Below are 15,383 nucleotides of genomic sequence, written 5' to 3'. Positions count from 1 at the left end.
TTCATCAGCTTCAATCAGAGAAGAAAAGCAAAATCGTGGCGCTTTATGACACCCTGCTCAATGCGCTCGTTACCTTGATGGTCACGATCGATCCACCGGGACTGGCGCCGCTCTTTCTGGCGTTGACACGGGGCATGAATCGCAAGGAACGCGGTCAGGTCGCCTTGCGCGCCAGCATCACTGCTTTCATCGTCCTGACGATTTTCGCCGTCGCCGGTGCGCAGATATTGGCGCTGTTCGGCATCACCATCGGCGCCTTCCGCATTGCGGGTGGTCTGCTCCTGTTCTGGATTGCGTTCGAAATGATCTTTGAGAAGCGACAAGAGCGTCACGAGAAGAGCGCGACGATTGCCATTACCAAGGATCATATCCGCAATATCGCTGCTTTTCCGCTGGCCATTCCGCTGATTGCCGGTCCCGGCGCGATCTCGGCAACAATCCTGCTTGCGGGTACATTATCCGAGCCGGTATCGCGGCTGGCGCTGATCGGTATCATTCTGATCTGTATCGCTGCATCCTATCTCGTATTTTTCCTTGCTGAGCGCGTTGACCGGTTTTTGGGTGAAACAGGCCGATCGATCCTCACACGCCTTCTGGGCGTCATCCTTGCGGCGCTGGCGGTGCAATTCGTGGCGGATGGTATCAAGACCTTCATCACCACGTGATTATTTGAGATGATCTTCCTCTGCCGCATCTTTTTGCGTGATCAGTCGCGCACTGCGCGCACCGCTGACTGAAATCCACAGCCAGCTCATCGCGACAGCAAGGCGATTGCGCACACCGATCAGGAAGTAGATGTGCGCCAGTCCCCATAACCACCAGGCGACATAGCCCTTAAGCTTGATAAAGCCAAAATCGGTAACTGCCGCGCGCTTGCCGATCGTTGCCAGATCACCCGCATGGCGGTAGCGGAATGGCCTTGGCGTATTATCTCCTGCCAATCTTGCTTTGATTGTCTTTGCGACATGGATGCCCTGCTGTTTGGCCGCAGGTGCAATACCGGGAACCATACCCTTATCGCCATTCTTGACGGTCGCCGTATCGCCGATGACGAAAATATCCGGATGATCGGGTGCCGTCAGATCATCATTGACCACAACACGTCCTGCCCGGTCTGCCGCCACATCCAGCCACCTTGCCGCCGGAGACGCCTGAACGCCCGCAGCCCAGATGATGGTCGCGGCACCCACAAATTTACCGGCATATTCCACACCATCGGCAGTACATTTCATCACCGGATTGCCCAGATGCACCTGCACGCCAAGTTTTTCCAACGCCCGCTGCGCATAGGCAGACAGATCAGGCGCAAAAGCGCCAAGCACCCGGTCTCCGCCCTCGATCAGGATCACCTTTGCTGTGGCCGGATCAATGACCCTGAATTCACCTTTCAGCGTATCGCGGGCAAGATCGGCAATGGTTCCGGCAACTTCAACGCCTGTCGGTCCCGCGCCGATGATCACGAATGTCAGCAAAGCCTCGCGGCGCTTCGCATCAGGCTCGCGTTCGGCCTTTTCGAAGGCAGTGAGAATACGTCTGCGGATTGTGGTGGCATCTTCAAGCGTCTTGAGGCCGGGCGCAAACGGCTCCCAATCATCATGGCCGAAATAGGCATGGCGCGCGCCTGTCGCCAGCACCAGCGTGTCGTAGGGAATAACCTCGCCATCCGCTGTTGAAATGGTTCGCGCATTTGTATCAACGCTCTTAACAGTGCCAAGCAATGTCTTGATATTGCTGTATTTACGCAGGAGATGCCGGATCGGCCAGGCAATTTCGGATGTGGCGAGTGTCGAAGTGGCAACCTGATAGAGTAAAGGCTGGAACAGATGATGGTTGCGCTGATCGACGACAGTGACGGCAACATCCGCATTGCGCAAGGAATTGGCCGCTTCCAATCCCCCGAATCCTGCCCCGACAATGACCACCCGGCGCCGGGTGTTCGAGGGCTTCGCAGTATCAGTCATATCAGGCTCCTTGAGCAAAAGCCTCCCTGTTCCTTTAGAGCATCTAACACGCCGGGCGAAAAGGTCAAAACGCCCGGTTTGCCGCCGTCAGTGCAGCCCATCGGCCCGGTGTGATACCAAAAGCTTTCTTGAACTGCCGATTGAGATGACTTTGATCGGAAAAACCCGTTTCCGCTGCAATTTCCGCCAGCGGTACGCCCATTTTCATGAGATCCTTTGCCCGCTGAAGGCGGCGCATCAACAGAAACCGATGCGGACTTGTGGCATAAAGCGTACGAAAATGCCGCGATAACGCATAACGATCAAGACCGCTGACTGTTTCCAGTTCCTGTGAACGCACCACGCGCAAGGCATTATCGGCCAGATAGTCACGCGCCATTCCCGCCTGCCTTACTGCCGGTTTGCCCATCGGCTTCAGTGGTTGCCCGGCATGTCGGGACAGCCCCTGCGCCAACTGCGCTATAATATCATCAGCCAGAAGTTCATCCATTTCCTCGTCCAGATTGTTGAAAGCCATTGAAATGGCCTGAACAAGCGGCGCATCGGCAAAGACGGGATCGCTGACAAAGGGCAATGAGCCCCGATTGCCGCCAAGTGCCTCTATTGCCAGCGCAGGTTCGAGATAGATAATCCGGTAGCGCAGGCCATCATCCGTGCCAGCACCGCCATCATGCACTTCATCGGGATGCAAAACCAGAATATTACCGGGAAGGCTTTGCCGCTTTTCGCCGCGATATTGGAATGTCTGCACGCCATGCAGCGTGACACCAATAGCATAGGTATCATGCCGGTGCGGCTCAAATGCATCGCCGGTAAAGCGCGCTTCCATACGTTCAAGGCCCGGATTGGAAGGTGCTGACAAAATCGCATCATGCACCGGACGTTCGCACAAACGTCCAAGACCGCGCCGCGCTTCCTCTCTTAGATTTTCCGACATCCGCATTCCCGACCCATGACTGGAGACCTAGATTTGGTGTTTGATACAAAAATTGCAATTGTTGTGCGCGATGATTTGGCGACGTGGCAGAAACTCAACGTGTCGTCATTCCTGACCGGTGGCCTTGTTGCGCAAACCTCTGGTTTGATCGGCGAGCCCTATATAGATCGTGTCGGCAATCACTATCACGCTCTACCCATCCAGCCCATTATCATACTGACGGCGGATCAAGTCACCCTGTCGGCGATCCATCGCCGTTCACTGGAGCGCGAGGTCAAATCCTGTCTCTATGTCGAGGAAATGTTTGCAACCGGCTATGACCAGCTCAATCGCGCGACATTTGCCCGGTTTGCACCTGATGATGCCAAAGTTGTCGGTATTGCGCTGCGCGCGGAAAAGAAGATTGTCGACAAGATCACCAAGGGCGCAAAAATGCATCCATGAGCCTACCAACCTGATACGAGCGCAAACACGACGAGATAACGCACCGTCTTGGCAATCGCGACCAGCAGGACAAAACTCCATATTGGTTCGCGCAAGACGCCCGCAATCACCGTCAGCGGATCGCCAATGACAGGCACCCAGCTTAAAAGCAATGTCCACTTGCCATAGCGCTGATACCAGCGCGTAGCGCGGTCCAGTTGCGCCTCGCTTGCCGGGAACCATTTTCTGCCGCGAAACTGTTCAATCCCGCGTCCCAGCAACCAGTTGACCATGGAACCAAGGACATTGCCCACGCTTGCAACAGCAATCAAAGCGGATGCGGGGTAGGAATGGCTCAGAAGCAGCCCGGCAAGCAGCGCTTCCGATTGCATGGGTAAAATGGTTGCGGCCGCAAAAGCGGCCGCGAACAATCCGGCATAAACACCAAAATCAAGCATGATCAGGCAATAACCGGCAATTGATTACAAAACTGGATCAGAACGGAATCTCGTCATCAAGATCACGCGAGAAATTGCCGCCTGCATTGTTGCCGCCGCCGCTATTGTTTGACGAGGACGCGCTGGAACGACCGAAATCGGAACCATAATCACCATTATCGGAAACCTGACCACGGCCCGAATTGTCAAACGAACGCCCGCCGCCGGAACCGGCGCCCTCACCGCGTGAATCGAGCATCTGCAATTCGCCGCGGAATTTCTGCAACACGATTTCCGTCGTGTAACGCTCATTGCCGGTCTGGTCCTGCCATTTGCGGGTCTGCAAGGAGCCCTCAATATAGACCTTCATGCCTTTTTTCAGATACTGCTCGGCAACCTTCGTCAGATTATCGTTGAAAATAACGATATTATGCCACTCGGTTTTTTCCTTGCGTTCGCCGCTGTTCTTGTCGCGCCAGCTTTCTGACGTGGCAAGGCTGAAACTGACAACAGGATCACCTGAACCCATTTTCCGAACTTCCGGGTCCTTGCCCAGATTGCCCACCAAAATCACCTTGTTGACACTGCCGGCCATAAAAATACTCCACAAAATTAGCTTTTCGATTTTGCGCCATCATACAGGAGCCGCACACCCGGCGGGCAACTGTCTGGCTCTATCCACAAAATACTGCTCAAATCCCGCATCCAACTGCCGTGAAACGCATGGCCGGATGAACTGGCAACTGACATTCTCCTGACAAATCTGTCAGGAGCCTTGCCCTCGTCGCATTTCACCGATGCAACTTTCCTGCGCTTGTCTGGTTTATCAGACACGGAACCAACAGGTTTTGCGCTGATTTCACCTTGCCTGCAATATTTGTTCTTTTTTTGTTCTATCACTTGCTCTATGGATGTCAACATGGCTATGGTGATTCCAACTCAGGTACAGCCTCGTAATTTGCAGGAAACTTTCTAAATAAGGGAAAGACTCCGGCCAGCGAGCCAGTTCCTCCCCCATAACGGCGTGACAGTCATGAGCGATCAGAAATTTATATCCATTCGTGGTGCCCGCGAACACAATTTGAAGAATGTCGACCTCGACCTGCCGCGCGACAAGCTTATTGTCATGACGGGCCTGTCGGGTTCGGGCAAATCGTCCCTCGCATTTGATACGATCTATGCCGAAGGCCAACGGCGTTATGTCGAGAGTCTGTCGGCCTATGCCCGGCAGTTTCTGGAGATGATGCAAAAGCCGGATGTCGATCAGATTGACGGACTTTCTCCGGCTATTTCCATTGAACAGAAGACGACGAGCCGTAATCCGCGTTCCACGGTCGGCACTGTGACGGAAATCTACGATTACCTGCGCCTGCTCTATGCGCGCGTCGGCATTCCCTATTCGCCTGCAACAGGCCTGCCGATTGAAAGCCAGACCGTAAGCCAGATGGTTGACCGCGTTCTGGCGCAGGATGAAGGCACACGGCTCTTTATTCTCGCGCCCATCGTGCGCGGTCGCAAAGGCGAGTACCGCAAGGAATTGGCCGATCTGCAAAAGCGCGGCTTTCAGCGCGTAAAAGTTGACGGCATATTCTACGAAATTGCCGATGTTCCGGCGCTGGACAAGAAATACAAGCACGACATTGATGTGGTGGTGGACCGCGTTGTCGTGCGTTCGGATATTTCGGCCCGTCTGGCCGACAGTCTCGAAACCGCACTCAAGCTCGCCGATGGCATTGCTCTTGCGGAATTTGCCGATAAGCCACTACCCGCAGACGAGACCTCAGGAGAATCCGCCAACAAATCCAAGAACGAGACGCATGAACGTCTGATGTTCTCAGAAAAATTCGCCTGTCCGGTTTCCGGCTTCACTATTGCCGAAATCGAGCCGCGCCTGTTCTCCTTCAACAATCCGTTTGGTGCATGCCCGACCTGCGATGGTCTCGGCACCCAGAAGGCAATTGATCCCAATCTGATCGTCCCGGATGAAAGCCTTACGTTAAAGGGCGGCGCGATTGCACCTTGGTCAAAGTCAAGTTCTCCCTATTACAACCAGACATTGGAAGCGCTGGGCGGCAGCTATGGCTTTAAGCTCGCTGACCGCTGGCGCGATATCAATGAAGAGGCACAGAACGCCATCCTTTATGGCACCGGCAGCCGCGAGATTCATTTTTCCTATGATGACGGCCTGCGTTCCTACAAGACAACAAAGCCGTTTGAAGGCGTCATTCCCAATCTGGAACGGCGCTGGAAGGAAACCGACTCCGCTTGGTCGCGTGAAGAGATCGAGCGCTTCATGTCCGGCACACCCTGCCCGGCATGCGGCGGTTATCGCCTGAAGCCGGAAGCGCTTGCCGTCAAGATCGGCGGGTTGCATATTGGCCAGATCACCGAAAAATCGATCCGTCATGCCGATGCCTGGTTCAGCGATATCGACAAGAGTTTCAACGAGAAGCAGAGGGAGATTGCCGCGCGTATCCTCAAGGAAATTCGCGAACGCCTGCGCTTCCTCAATGATGTTGGCCTCGACTATCTGGCGCTGTCACGCAACTCCGGCACGCTATCCGGTGGTGAGAGCCAGCGCATTCGTCTGGCATCGCAGATCGGTTCGGGCCTCACTGGCGTACTTTATGTTCTCGACGAGCCATCCATCGGTCTGCATCAGCGCGATAATGAGCAGCTTTTGAAGACGCTGCGTCATCTGCGCGATCTCGGCAATACGGTCATCGTGGTCGAACATGACGAAGATGCGATCCTGACCGCCGATTATGTGGTTGATATTGGTCCAGCCGCCGGTATTCACGGGGGGGAGATCATCGCCTCGGGCACGCCTGCCGATATTATGGCAAGCCCGAAATCCCTGACAGGTAAATATCTGTCTGGTGCAATTGAGGTGGCCGTACCTGCAGAGCGGCGCAAGCTGAACAAGAAGCGCATCAAGATTGTCGGTGCGCGCGGCAACAATCTGAAAAATGTTTCCGCGGAAATTCCGCTTGGCACCTTTACCGCTGTGACGGGTGTGTCCGGTGGTGGCAAGTCGACATTCCTGATCGAAACCCTCTTCAAGTCAGCCTCGCGCCGCATTATGGGTTCGCGCGAACAACCGGCGGAACATGACCGGATTGATGGCTTGGAATTCCTCGACAAGGTTATCGATATCGACCAGTCGCCGATTGGCCGCACGCCGCGTTCCAATCCCGCGACCTATACGGGTGCTTTCACGCCGATCCGTGACTGGTTTGCCGGCCTGCCGGAAGCCAAGGCACGCGGCTATCAGCCGGGACGCTTCTCTTTCAACGTCAAGGGCGGGCGCTGTGAGGCCTGTCAGGGCGACGGCGTGATCAAGATCGAGATGCACTTTCTGCCCGATGTCTATGTCACCTGTGATGTCTGCCACGGCAAACGGTATAACCGAGAAACATTGGAAGTGCTGTTTAAAGGCAAATCCATTGCCGATGTGCTGGATATGACTGTTGAGGAAGGCGCCGAGTTCTTTGCCGCTGTTCCCGCCGTGCGTGACAAGTTGCAGACGCTGGCAAAGGTCGGGCTTGGTTATATTCACGTCGGGCAGCAGGCCAATACCCTATCAGGTGGTGAGGCACAGCGCATCAAGCTTGCCAAGGAACTGTCGCGCAAGGCAACAGGCCGCACACTCTACATCCTTGACGAGCCGACAACCGGATTGCATTTCCATGACGTAGCAAAACTTCTTGAAGTGCTGCATGAGCTTGTGGACCAAGGCAATACGGTCGTGGTTATCGAGCACAATCTTGAAGTCATCAAGACAGCCGACTGGGTCATTGATCTAGGACCGGAAGGTGGTGATGGCGGCGGCGAGATTGTTGCTGTCGGACGCCCCGAAGAGATTGTGGAAGAGCCACGCTCCTATACGGGCAAGTTCCTGAAGGAATTGCTGCAACGCCGCCCGGGCAACCGGGCGCAGGCCGCGGCGGAATAGCTGACAAACCCGCCGGAGACGGCGGGTTTTGTTTATGGGCTGGAACAAAGACGGATTGACGGGAGGCAACCATCATGACCACAAGCGGAACAATCAGAACAGGGATTGGCGGCTGGATTTTCGAGCCATGGCGCGGCACCTTCTATCCAAAGGGACTGTCGAAGACCAAAGAGCTTGAATATGCCGGTCAGCATTTGAGCACCATCGAGATCAACAGCACCTATTACGGCACGCAGAAGCCGGAAACCTTTGCCAAATGGGCAAGTTCGGTTCCCAATGGTTTCATTTTCTCGGTCAAGGGCAATCGTTTTGTCACCAACCGCCGCGTGCTGGCAGAAGCTGGCGAGTCCATGGAACGTTTCATCAAATCCGGCATTGCCGAACTTGCCGACCGGCTTGGCCCATTGCTCTGGCAATTTGCACCGACCAAAAAATTTGATGCCGAGGATTTTGGCGCATTTCTTGATCTTCTTCCTGAGAAGGAAGGTGGTATTCCACTGCGCCATACGGTCGAGGTGCGCCACCCCTCCTTTATTGATCCCGATTTCATTGCGCTTCTGCGCAAAAAGAATGTCGCTGTCGTCTACGCCCACCATTTCGATTATCCTGAAATTGCCGATGTAACGGCGGATTTTGTCTATGCGCGCTTGCAGAAGGGCGATGATGCGGTGGAAACCGCCTACCCCGCCAAGGAGCTTGATCAATGGGCAGAACGGGCCAAACTCTGGGCCAAAGGTGATGCGCCTGATGATCTACCGCTGGCAGCGCCAGCGAGCAAACCAGAGAAAAAACCCAGAGATGTTTTTGTCTACTTCATTCATGAAGGCAAAGTGCGCGCTCCGCAGGCAGCTCAGGCCCTCAAACAGCGGCTTTGAGCCTGACATACCCACCGGAAGAATAGATCGGCATTAATTTTAGGCAACGTGACTATTTTTTAATCACAATCAGTGCGGCGCATTTCTTTTGTCGCCGAGGCAATGGCAGGGAGTTCAGAAAACTCCCTGCGTCAGCATGGGTAAAATCACATTCCTCGAATTAATTCACTTTAGGGGTCGACTTGGCATGCTTCCTGCTTTTTGTTGGGGCAAGCGGGCAAGAGGTCCGTCTGCCATACATAGGGAGTTTATTCTCTGATGAAGAAAATTGAAGCCATCATCAAACCATTCAAGCTGGATGAGGTGAAAGAGGCACTGCAGGAAGTGGGGCTTCAGGGCATTACCGTGACTGAAGCCAAGGGCTTTGGCCGTCAGAAAGGTCATACGGAACTGTATCGCGGCGCTGAATATGTTGTCGACTTTCTGCCAAAGGTGAAAGTCGAGATCGTTCTGGGCGACGAGTCCGTCGAAGCTGCCATCGAGGCGATCCGCAAGGCCGCTCAAACAGGTCGTATTGGCGACGGCAAGATATTCGTTTCCAATATTGAAGAAGTCGTGCGTATCCGTACCGGCGAATCCGGTATCGACGCAATCTGACCCTGCTATCCCATTTTTTACCGGCGCTGAACCCGCCAGCTCATCCGCTATCATCGTCGCTGAACAAGGAAAACTGACATGACGACCGCAAAAGACATTCTCAAACAGATCAAGGACAATGATGTAAAGTTCCTTGACCTTCGCTTCACTGATCCGAAGGGCAAGCTGCAGCATGTGACGATGGACGTTGCCGAAGTTGACGAAGACATGTTCGCCGATGGCGTCATGTTTGACGGTTCCTCCATTGCCGGCTGGAAAGCCATCAATGAATCCGACATGGTTCTTATGCCAGACACTGACACGGTTCATATGGACCCGTTCTTTGCGCAGTCGACCATGGTTATTCTCTGCGACATTCTCGATCCGGTCTCCGGCGAAGCCTATAACCGCGATCCGCGTGGTACAGCCAAGAAGGCCGAAGCCTATATGAAGGCGGAAGGCATCGGCGACACCATTTTCGTTGGTCCAGAAGCTGAATTCTTTGTCTTTGACGACGTCAAGTACAAGGCTGATCCCTACAACACAGGCTTCAAGCTCGATTCGACAGAATTGCCATCCAACGACGACACCGATTACGAGACTGGCAACCTCGGTCACCGTCCGCGCGTCAAGGGTGGCTATTTCCCGGTTCCTCCTATCGATTCCTGCCAGGACATGCGTTCGGAAATGCTCACGGTTCTCACCGAAATGGGCGTTCGCGTTGAAAAGCACCACCATGAAGTGGCCGCTGCACAGCACGAATTGGGTATCAAGTTCGACGCCCTCACCCGCAACGCCGACAAAATGTTGATCTACAAGTATGTCGTGCATCAGGTTGCCAATGCCTATGGCAAGACCGCAACCTTCATGCCGAAGCCGATTTTCGGCGATAATGGCTCGGGTATGCATGTGCATATGTCGATCTGGAAAGAAGGCAAGCCGACCTTCGCTGGCAATGAATATGCTGGTCTTTCCGAAAACTGCCTGTTCTTCATCGGTGGTATCATCAAGCACGCCAAGGCAATCAACGCCTTCACCAATCCGTCTACCAACTCCTACAAGCGTCTGGTTCCGGGTTACGAAGCTCCAGTTCTGTTGGCTTACTCGGCGCGCAACCGCTCGGCTTCCTGCCGTATTCCATTCGGCTCTTCGCCGAAGTCGAAGCGCGTTGAAATCCGCTTCCCTGATCCGACAGCCAACCCATATCTCGGCTTTGCCGCGATGCTGATGGCCGGTCTCGACGGCATCAAGAACAAGATTCATCCCGGCCAGCCAATGGACAAGGATCTCTATGATCTTCCTGCAAAGGAACTCAAGAAAATCCCGACTGTCTGCGGCTCGCTGCGTGAAGCGCTCCAGAGCCTCGATAAGGATCGCGGCTTCCTCAAGGCTGGTGGCGTGTTCGATGACGACCAGATCGACAGCTTCATTGACCTCAAGATGGCGGAAGTGATGCGCTATGAAATGACCCCGCATCCGGTCGAATACGACATGTACTACTCGGTCTGATCAGACCTGTTTTGTAAGAACAGAAAACCCCGGGCTTGCCCGGGGTTTTTGCTTTTGATGGCAGCGAGACTTGGAATATCGGGGACCAATGTTATATTGTTCTTGGAGTGAGAGCCGAGCTTTCGTCCACCTCTCGTGTCCTAGAGCGTGAATTGAACCCGGACACGACCTTGCCAGCCTGTCCGGTTCTTTTCACTTCCAGGGTGCTGGTCAGTGGTTTACGCCACATCACGTCACCTCCAAGTTCAAAGGCAAGGTCATTGCCATGGTCGGGAAGCCTATCTTCCCGACGCACTGCTGGCTCAGTGCATCCTGCTTTACCCTTGAAACCACTGTCACAATTTTATTGCGGTACGAACGCGCGGCGTGCAATAAACGTAGAGTTGAATCAATAAGATAAAGCAGGTTTCTGATAGTCTTTGATGGGAATTCTGGCGCGAAGCTTAAGAAGCAGCGACAGCTTCAAGCATTTTGACAGCAGCAATCATCTCGCGCTCGCGGATGGCACGGCGGGCCGCAGCTTCCGCATCCTCGCCCCACTGTTCAATTGTCCAATCTTCATCCACATGCGCCAATTTCCACGCATCGTCGCCGGAAATTTCACCCTTCGCGATAGCAAGAGCCAGAATGGCAGAACCGGTCAAAGTTGTGATTGTATGCAAAGCGGCAATGGCAAAAGCATCTTTGAACTGGCCAAGATGCACACCAAAGGCGGCAAGCGCTTCACGCGGCTGCTCCACATGCATCACACCTTCCGCGAGGATGAACCGCGCACCGAGTTCCGATGCCGCCCAATCAATAATCGGGTCCCAAAGCTCGGTCTGGCGCTCAACCAGCCGTTCCGGTGAACCGGCACGGTAACAAAGCATATCCGAGGAGGCGAAACGCAGTACGTCCTCCAGCACCGCCTGCGGATCATTGACAATGCCATCAATCGCCGTGTTGGCTAGCCGTGTTGCCGGCATCCTGGCTGGATCAATCTCTTTTTCCTGTGCCGCGAATTCGTCGGCGATCAGCTGGGCCGCATCCCGGGTTGGCAACACAAGATTTTGCCGGGCGGGTGTTTTGACGGCGCGGCCATCCAGTTCAACGGCAAACAGCCCATCCTGCTCAGCCACGGCTGCAAGTTTATAGAACCGCTTGGGCAATGGCAGCTTGGATGTTATCTGGGCCCGGCGTACCGGATCTGGATCGGAAAGGCCGTCCTGAGTGTCCAGATTGAAAACATCATTTCGCATGATCAAAGTCCGTCTATTTGGTCTGAATGGCTCAAAGCCCTGATACTGATCCACCGGAAATTGTGGCCAACCCGGCTTAATTTTCTTCGTCGCCATCACTTTCATCAAGGCCGAGAAGATTCCAGGTCTGCACCATATGCGGCGGCAGAGGCGCCGTAACGTCGATGACACCGCCACCGGACGGATTGGGAATACGGATACGGCGCGCATGCAGATGCAGGCGGTTCTGAATGCCACCGGGAAACGACCAGTTTGTATCAGCTTCAAAATATTTCGGATCGCCAATAATAGGGCAGCCAATATGGGCAGCGTGAACACGCAGCTGGTGTGTGCGTCCCGTATAAGGCTCCATTTCCAGCCATGTCAGCACTTGGCCCGCGGATTCAATGACGCGGTAATAGGAAACCGCATGATCGGAATCCGGTTCACCGTGCTGGGCAACACGCATGCGGTCGCCATCGGGAGTGGTTTCTTTAACCAGCCATGTGGTGATTTTGTCCTCGCGCTTGCGCGGAATGCCTTTGACGAGGGCCCAATAGGTCTTCTTGGTTTCACGCTCGCGGAAAGCCGCAGTCAGTGCCTGTGCGGCACCACGTGTGCGCGCAACCACAAGAACGCCCGACGTATCGCGGTCGAGCCGATGCACAAGCCGCGGCTTTTCGCCCTTCTTGTTGCGCCAGGCTTCAAGCATGTCATCCACATGCCTGTTAACGCCGGAGCCGCCCTGCACTGCCAGACCGGCAGGCTTGTTGAACACAAAAACCTTCGGGTCTTCATAGAGCAGCATCTGGGATAGAACATCGCCATCTTCGCGGCCACGAATACTCTTGCCAGTCAAATGCTGGCCATCGGCCTTGGCGTCCACCTGTAAAGGAGGAATACGCACCGACTGGCCTGCCTGCAGGCGTGTATCCGATTTGGCGCGTGAGCCATCAACCCGGATCTGCCCCGACCGCAGCAATTTCTGCAGGTGTCCGAAACCCAACCCCGGATAATGTACCTTGAACCATCGATCGAGGCGCATTTCCGCCTCGCCGGTGTCAACTGTCTTCTGCTCTACCACTGCCATAATTCATACCTTGTCTAATCAGGCATGCGCTTAGCACTAAGCGACCGCTCTTGCGAGCCATAATCCTAAAAACAGCGCACCAATGCTCAATATCACGCTTAGGAGCACATAAATCAGCGCTGAAAACACTTCACCGCGCTCCCATAGGAGCGCAACATCCAGCGAGAAAGAGGAAAAGGTGGTGAAGCCCCCCATAACACCGACGGCTACAAACAGGCGCAATTCATTCGAACCATCGAAACGCCGCGCCAGAAGCTCGATAAACAGCCCCATCAACAAGCCACCGACCACGTTGACAGTCAGTGTTCCCCAAGGAAAAGCTGCACCCAAAATCCTGGTCATCAGCAGGCCTACGAGATAGCGGGCAACCGAACCGATAGCTCCACCTGATGCAACCAGTAATATTGCGCTCACTTTACCTCACCTCCGGCGGTTTATTCTTTGAAGTCAAATATTTGACTCATCACGGGACGTTAACAGACGTAGAAAAATGTTCCTTGAACAGACGCGGAACTGACACAACTTTAGAGCATTGAATATTGCAGCGCACAAGCACCTCATGCAGAGTCAAAAATTGAGGAATGTGCGCAGAAGCGGGCATAACGAGCGGAGTGGCAAAGTGTCATTGATACAGATCTATTGGAAATCTCTCCAATATCTCGGGGCGGAAAAGCGTGCGACCACGTTTATCTGCTTGGTCAACGTTGCCTTGGCCCTGACAATGCTGTTCGAGCCTGTTCTTGTGGGCCGCGTCATTCAGGCGATTACAGTCAAATCCAATATCTGGCCGCCTCTCAGCCAGTTGGCCGGTGTTGGCCTGTTCCACATCGTTGCCAATGTGCTGGTATCGCGTGAAGCTGACAGGCTCGCACACCGCCGTAAACTGTCAGTGTTGACGGAAGCCTATAATCGCGTGATCAGCATGCCGCTTGCCTGGCATCATCAGCGCGGCACCTCCAATGCGATGCATACGCTTTTGCGCGCTATTGAAACCCTGTTCAGCCTCTGGCTTGAATTCATGCGCACACATCTTGCAACCGCTGTTGCGCTCGTGGGCCTTGTTCCCATGGCCCTGTCACAGGATTGGCGTCTGGCTTCGGTTCTTGCTGTTCTTGGTGTTGTCTATGTCATTGTCAGCCGCGTTGTAACAGCAAAGACCAAGGATGGTCAGGCACAGGTCGAGCGCCATCATATTCAGGCATTCAGCCACGTCACGGACTCGATGGGCAATATCTCTGTTCTGCAGAGCTATAACCGCATTGATGAAGAAACGCGCGCGCTGCAGTCCTACACGAAGCAGTTGCTGGATTCGCAGTACCCGGTTCTCAACTGGTGGGCTTTGGCTGCCGGTATCAACCGCATGGCCTCGACAATTTCGATGGTGGTGGTCCTGTTCCTCGGTTCCTATTTCGTCATTCAGAACCAGTTGAATGTTGGCCAGGTCGTCGCATTCACCGGTTTTGCTGCCCTGTTGATCAGCCGTCTTGACCAGCTGAGCGCGTTTGTGAACCAGATTTTTGCTGCTCGCGCCAAGCTCGAAGACTTCTATGAGATGGAAGACTCCGCTGCTTATCAGGCTGAGCCAAAGGCTGTACACGACATCGACAATGTCAGCGGCGAAGTTGAATTCCAGAACGTGTCATTCGATTTTGCCAAATCGACTCAGGGCCTGAAGAACGTCTCGTTTAAGGCCAAGGCTGGTCAGACAATCGCTATCGTTGGCCCAACGGGCGCTGGCAAGACAACGCTCATCAACGTGCTCCAGCGCGTTTATGACCCGAAGGAAGGCCGTGTGCTTGTTGATGGTATCGATACACGCACGATTAGCCGTCGCTCGTTGCGCAATGCCATCGCTACGGTGTTTCAGGATGCCGGCATGTTTAACCGCAGCATCGAGGATAATATCCGCGTTGGTCGTCCGAATGCGACCGATGAAGATGTTGCAGCTGCAGCGACTGCTGCCGATGCAAGCGATTTCATTCTGTCGAAATCATCCGGTTTTGATACGATGGTCGGTGAGCGTGGTTCGCAGCTTTCCGGCGGTGAACGTCAGCGCGTGGCTATTGCCCGCGCCATCCTGAAGGACGCGCCGATCCTCGTACTTGACGAAGCAACAAGCGCGCTCGACGTTGAAACGGAAGCACGCGTGAAGGTTGCGGTTGACAAGCTGTGCCAGAACCGCACGACGTTCATTATCGCACACCGTCTGTCGACGGTTCGTGATGCTGATCTTGTGCTCTTCATGGACCGCGGCGAAATCGTTGAGTCCGGCAGCTTTGACGAGCTGGCTCATCAGAACGGTCGCTTCACTGCGCTGCTCAAGGCCGGTGGCCTCAAATTGGACGACGACACAACCAATGTCACGCCCTTCCCCCGCAAGCCGGAAGCTGCCGCGTAAAAGCT

Annotated in this window: 15 protein-coding genes; 7 read left to right on the top strand and 8 right to left on the bottom strand. The window is 54.4% G+C overall.

Annotation, left to right across the window (positions count from 1 at the left end; all coding sequences use genetic code 11):
* Positions 1 to 35: 35 nt before the first annotated feature.
* Entirely contained in the window at positions 36 to 665 is a 630-nt protein-coding gene (locus tag FHW17_RS16875) for a MarC family protein (protein ID WP_091876942.1), read from the top strand.
* Here FHW17_RS16875 and FHW17_RS16870 read toward each other — a convergent pair whose 3' ends face one another.
* Together FHW17_RS16870 and FHW17_RS16865 are read right to left on the bottom strand one after the other, a co-directional pair.
* Positions 666 to 1,961: an NAD(P)/FAD-dependent oxidoreductase gene (locus FHW17_RS16870; protein WP_112526906.1), complete on the bottom strand. Its 1,296-nt coding sequence runs from the start codon at positions 1,959 to 1,961 to the stop codon at positions 666 to 668.
* 64 nt (positions 1,962 to 2,025) lie between these two features.
* On the bottom strand, positions 2,026 to 2,898 hold the full coding sequence (locus tag FHW17_RS16865; protein ID WP_112526682.1) for an AraC family transcriptional regulator: 873 nt from the start codon (positions 2,896 to 2,898) through the stop codon (positions 2,026 to 2,028).
* A gap of 36 nt (positions 2,899 to 2,934) precedes the next feature.
* Here FHW17_RS16865 and FHW17_RS16860 point away from each other — a divergent pair, with 36 nt between their 5' ends.
* Positions 2,935 to 3,342: a DUF2000 family protein gene (locus tag FHW17_RS16860; RefSeq protein WP_112526904.1), complete on the top strand. Its 408-nt coding sequence runs from the start codon at positions 2,935 to 2,937 to the stop codon at positions 3,340 to 3,342.
* A gap of 2 nt (positions 3,343 to 3,344) precedes the next feature.
* Here the strand turns inward: FHW17_RS16860 and FHW17_RS16855 are convergent, their stop codons facing one another.
* From FHW17_RS16855 to FHW17_RS16845, 3 genes are read right to left on the bottom strand one after another with little or no spacing between them, the layout of a single operon-like run.
* Positions 3,345 to 3,779: a YqaA family protein gene (locus FHW17_RS16855; RefSeq protein ID WP_112526680.1), complete on the bottom strand. Its 435-nt coding sequence runs from the start codon at positions 3,777 to 3,779 to the stop codon at positions 3,345 to 3,347.
* A gap of 37 nt (positions 3,780 to 3,816) precedes the next feature.
* A complete protein-coding gene (gene ssb, locus FHW17_RS16850) occupies positions 3,817 to 4,353 on the bottom strand; it encodes a single-stranded DNA-binding protein (protein WP_112526678.1) in 537 nt (178 codons plus the stop codon).
* Positions 4,354 to 4,370: 17 nt separating this feature from the next.
* Positions 4,371 to 4,679 carry a hypothetical protein gene (locus FHW17_RS16845; protein WP_162700299.1) on the bottom strand — a complete coding sequence of 103 codons (309 nt, stop codon included), beginning with the start codon at positions 4,677 to 4,679 and terminating at the stop codon, positions 4,371 to 4,373.
* Between the two features lie 112 nt (positions 4,680 to 4,791).
* On the opposite strand from FHW17_RS16845, the gene uvrA reads away from it, so the two are divergent.
* From uvrA to glnA, 4 genes are all read left to right on the top strand, one after another.
* Positions 4,792 to 7,713: an excinuclease ABC subunit UvrA gene (uvrA, locus tag FHW17_RS16840; RefSeq protein ID WP_182510381.1), complete on the top strand. Its 2,922-nt coding sequence runs from the start codon at positions 4,792 to 4,794 to the stop codon at positions 7,711 to 7,713.
* 74 nt (positions 7,714 to 7,787) lie between these two features.
* Entirely contained in the window at positions 7,788 to 8,588 is an 801-nt protein-coding gene (locus FHW17_RS16835) for a DUF72 domain-containing protein (protein WP_113097182.1), read from the top strand.
* Between the two features lie 258 nt (positions 8,589 to 8,846).
* Positions 8,847 to 9,185 (top strand): P-II family nitrogen regulator, encoded by a 339-nt coding sequence (locus FHW17_RS16830; RefSeq protein ID WP_008123000.1) that lies wholly within the window; start codon positions 8,847 to 8,849, stop codon positions 9,183 to 9,185.
* A gap of 78 nt (positions 9,186 to 9,263) precedes the next feature.
* A complete protein-coding gene (glnA, locus tag FHW17_RS16825) occupies positions 9,264 to 10,673 on the top strand; it encodes a type I glutamate--ammonia ligase (protein ID WP_091876959.1) in 1,410 nt (469 codons plus the stop codon).
* A gap of 443 nt (positions 10,674 to 11,116) precedes the next feature.
* Here the strand turns inward: glnA and FHW17_RS16820 are convergent, their stop codons facing one another.
* The 3 genes from FHW17_RS16820 to crcB all read right to left on the bottom strand — a co-directional run bounded on the left by FHW17_RS16820 (position 11,117) and on the right by crcB (position 13,394).
* Complete coding sequence (locus FHW17_RS16820; RefSeq protein WP_182510380.1) at positions 11,117 to 11,911, bottom strand: ATP12 family protein; 795 nt, start codon at positions 11,909 to 11,911, stop codon at positions 11,117 to 11,119.
* 76 nt (positions 11,912 to 11,987) lie between these two features.
* Positions 11,988 to 12,980, bottom strand: coding sequence for an RluA family pseudouridine synthase (locus FHW17_RS16815; protein ID WP_113097183.1), 993 nt, complete (start codon positions 12,978 to 12,980; stop codon positions 11,988 to 11,990).
* 36 nt (positions 12,981 to 13,016) lie between these two features.
* Positions 13,017 to 13,394: a fluoride efflux transporter CrcB gene (crcB, locus tag FHW17_RS16810; RefSeq protein WP_182510379.1), complete on the bottom strand. Its 378-nt coding sequence runs from the start codon at positions 13,392 to 13,394 to the stop codon at positions 13,017 to 13,019.
* 205 nt (positions 13,395 to 13,599) lie between these two features.
* On the opposite strand from crcB, the gene FHW17_RS16805 reads away from it, so the two are divergent.
* Complete coding sequence (locus FHW17_RS16805; protein ID WP_112526669.1) at positions 13,600 to 15,378, top strand: glucan ABC transporter ATP-binding protein/ permease; 1,779 nt, start codon at positions 13,600 to 13,602, stop codon at positions 15,376 to 15,378.
* Positions 15,379 to 15,383: the final 5 nt, after the last annotated feature.

The organism is Phyllobacterium sp. P30BS-XVII (genome assembly GCF_014138335.1).
In the GTDB taxonomy this organism is placed as follows: Bacteria; Pseudomonadota; Alphaproteobacteria; order Rhizobiales; family Rhizobiaceae; genus Phyllobacterium; species Phyllobacterium meliloti.
Note: the sequence above shows the minus strand (reverse complement) of the source record. Positions and strands in the feature narration are given on the sequence as shown.

Bases quoted from the DNA above. Each gene is read 5' to 3' on its own strand.
- FHW17_RS16870 (WP_112526906.1), bottom strand. From the start codon at position 1,961: ATGACTGATACTGCGAAGCCCTCGAACACCCGGCGCCGGGTGGTCATT.
- FHW17_RS16865 (WP_112526682.1), bottom strand. From the start codon at position 2,898: ATGTCGGAAAATCTAAGAGAGGAAGCGCGGCGCGGTCTTGGACGTTTG.
- FHW17_RS16855 (WP_112526680.1), bottom strand. From the start codon at position 3,779: ATGCTTGATTTTGGTGTTTATGCCGGATTGTTCGCGGCCGCTTTTGCG.
- ssb (WP_112526678.1), bottom strand. From the start codon at position 4,353: ATGGCCGGCAGTGTCAACAAGGTGATTTTGGTGGGCAATCTGGGCAAG.
- FHW17_RS16845 (WP_162700299.1), bottom strand. From the start codon at position 4,679: ATGTTGACATCCATAGAGCAAGTGATAGAACAAAAAAAGAACAAATAT.
- uvrA (WP_182510381.1), top strand. From the start codon at position 4,792: ATGAGCGATCAGAAATTTATATCCATTCGTGGTGCCCGCGAACACAAT.
- FHW17_RS16835 (WP_113097182.1), top strand. From the start codon at position 7,788: ATGACCACAAGCGGAACAATCAGAACAGGGATTGGCGGCTGGATTTTC.
- FHW17_RS16830 (WP_008123000.1), top strand. From the start codon at position 8,847: ATGAAGAAAATTGAAGCCATCATCAAACCATTCAAGCTGGATGAGGTG.
- glnA (WP_091876959.1), top strand. From the start codon at position 9,264: ATGACGACCGCAAAAGACATTCTCAAACAGATCAAGGACAATGATGTA.
- FHW17_RS16820 (WP_182510380.1), bottom strand. From the start codon at position 11,911: ATGCGAAATGATGTTTTCAATCTGGACACTCAGGACGGCCTTTCCGAT.
- FHW17_RS16815 (WP_113097183.1), bottom strand. From the start codon at position 12,980: ATGGCAGTGGTAGAGCAGAAGACAGTTGACACCGGCGAGGCGGAAATG.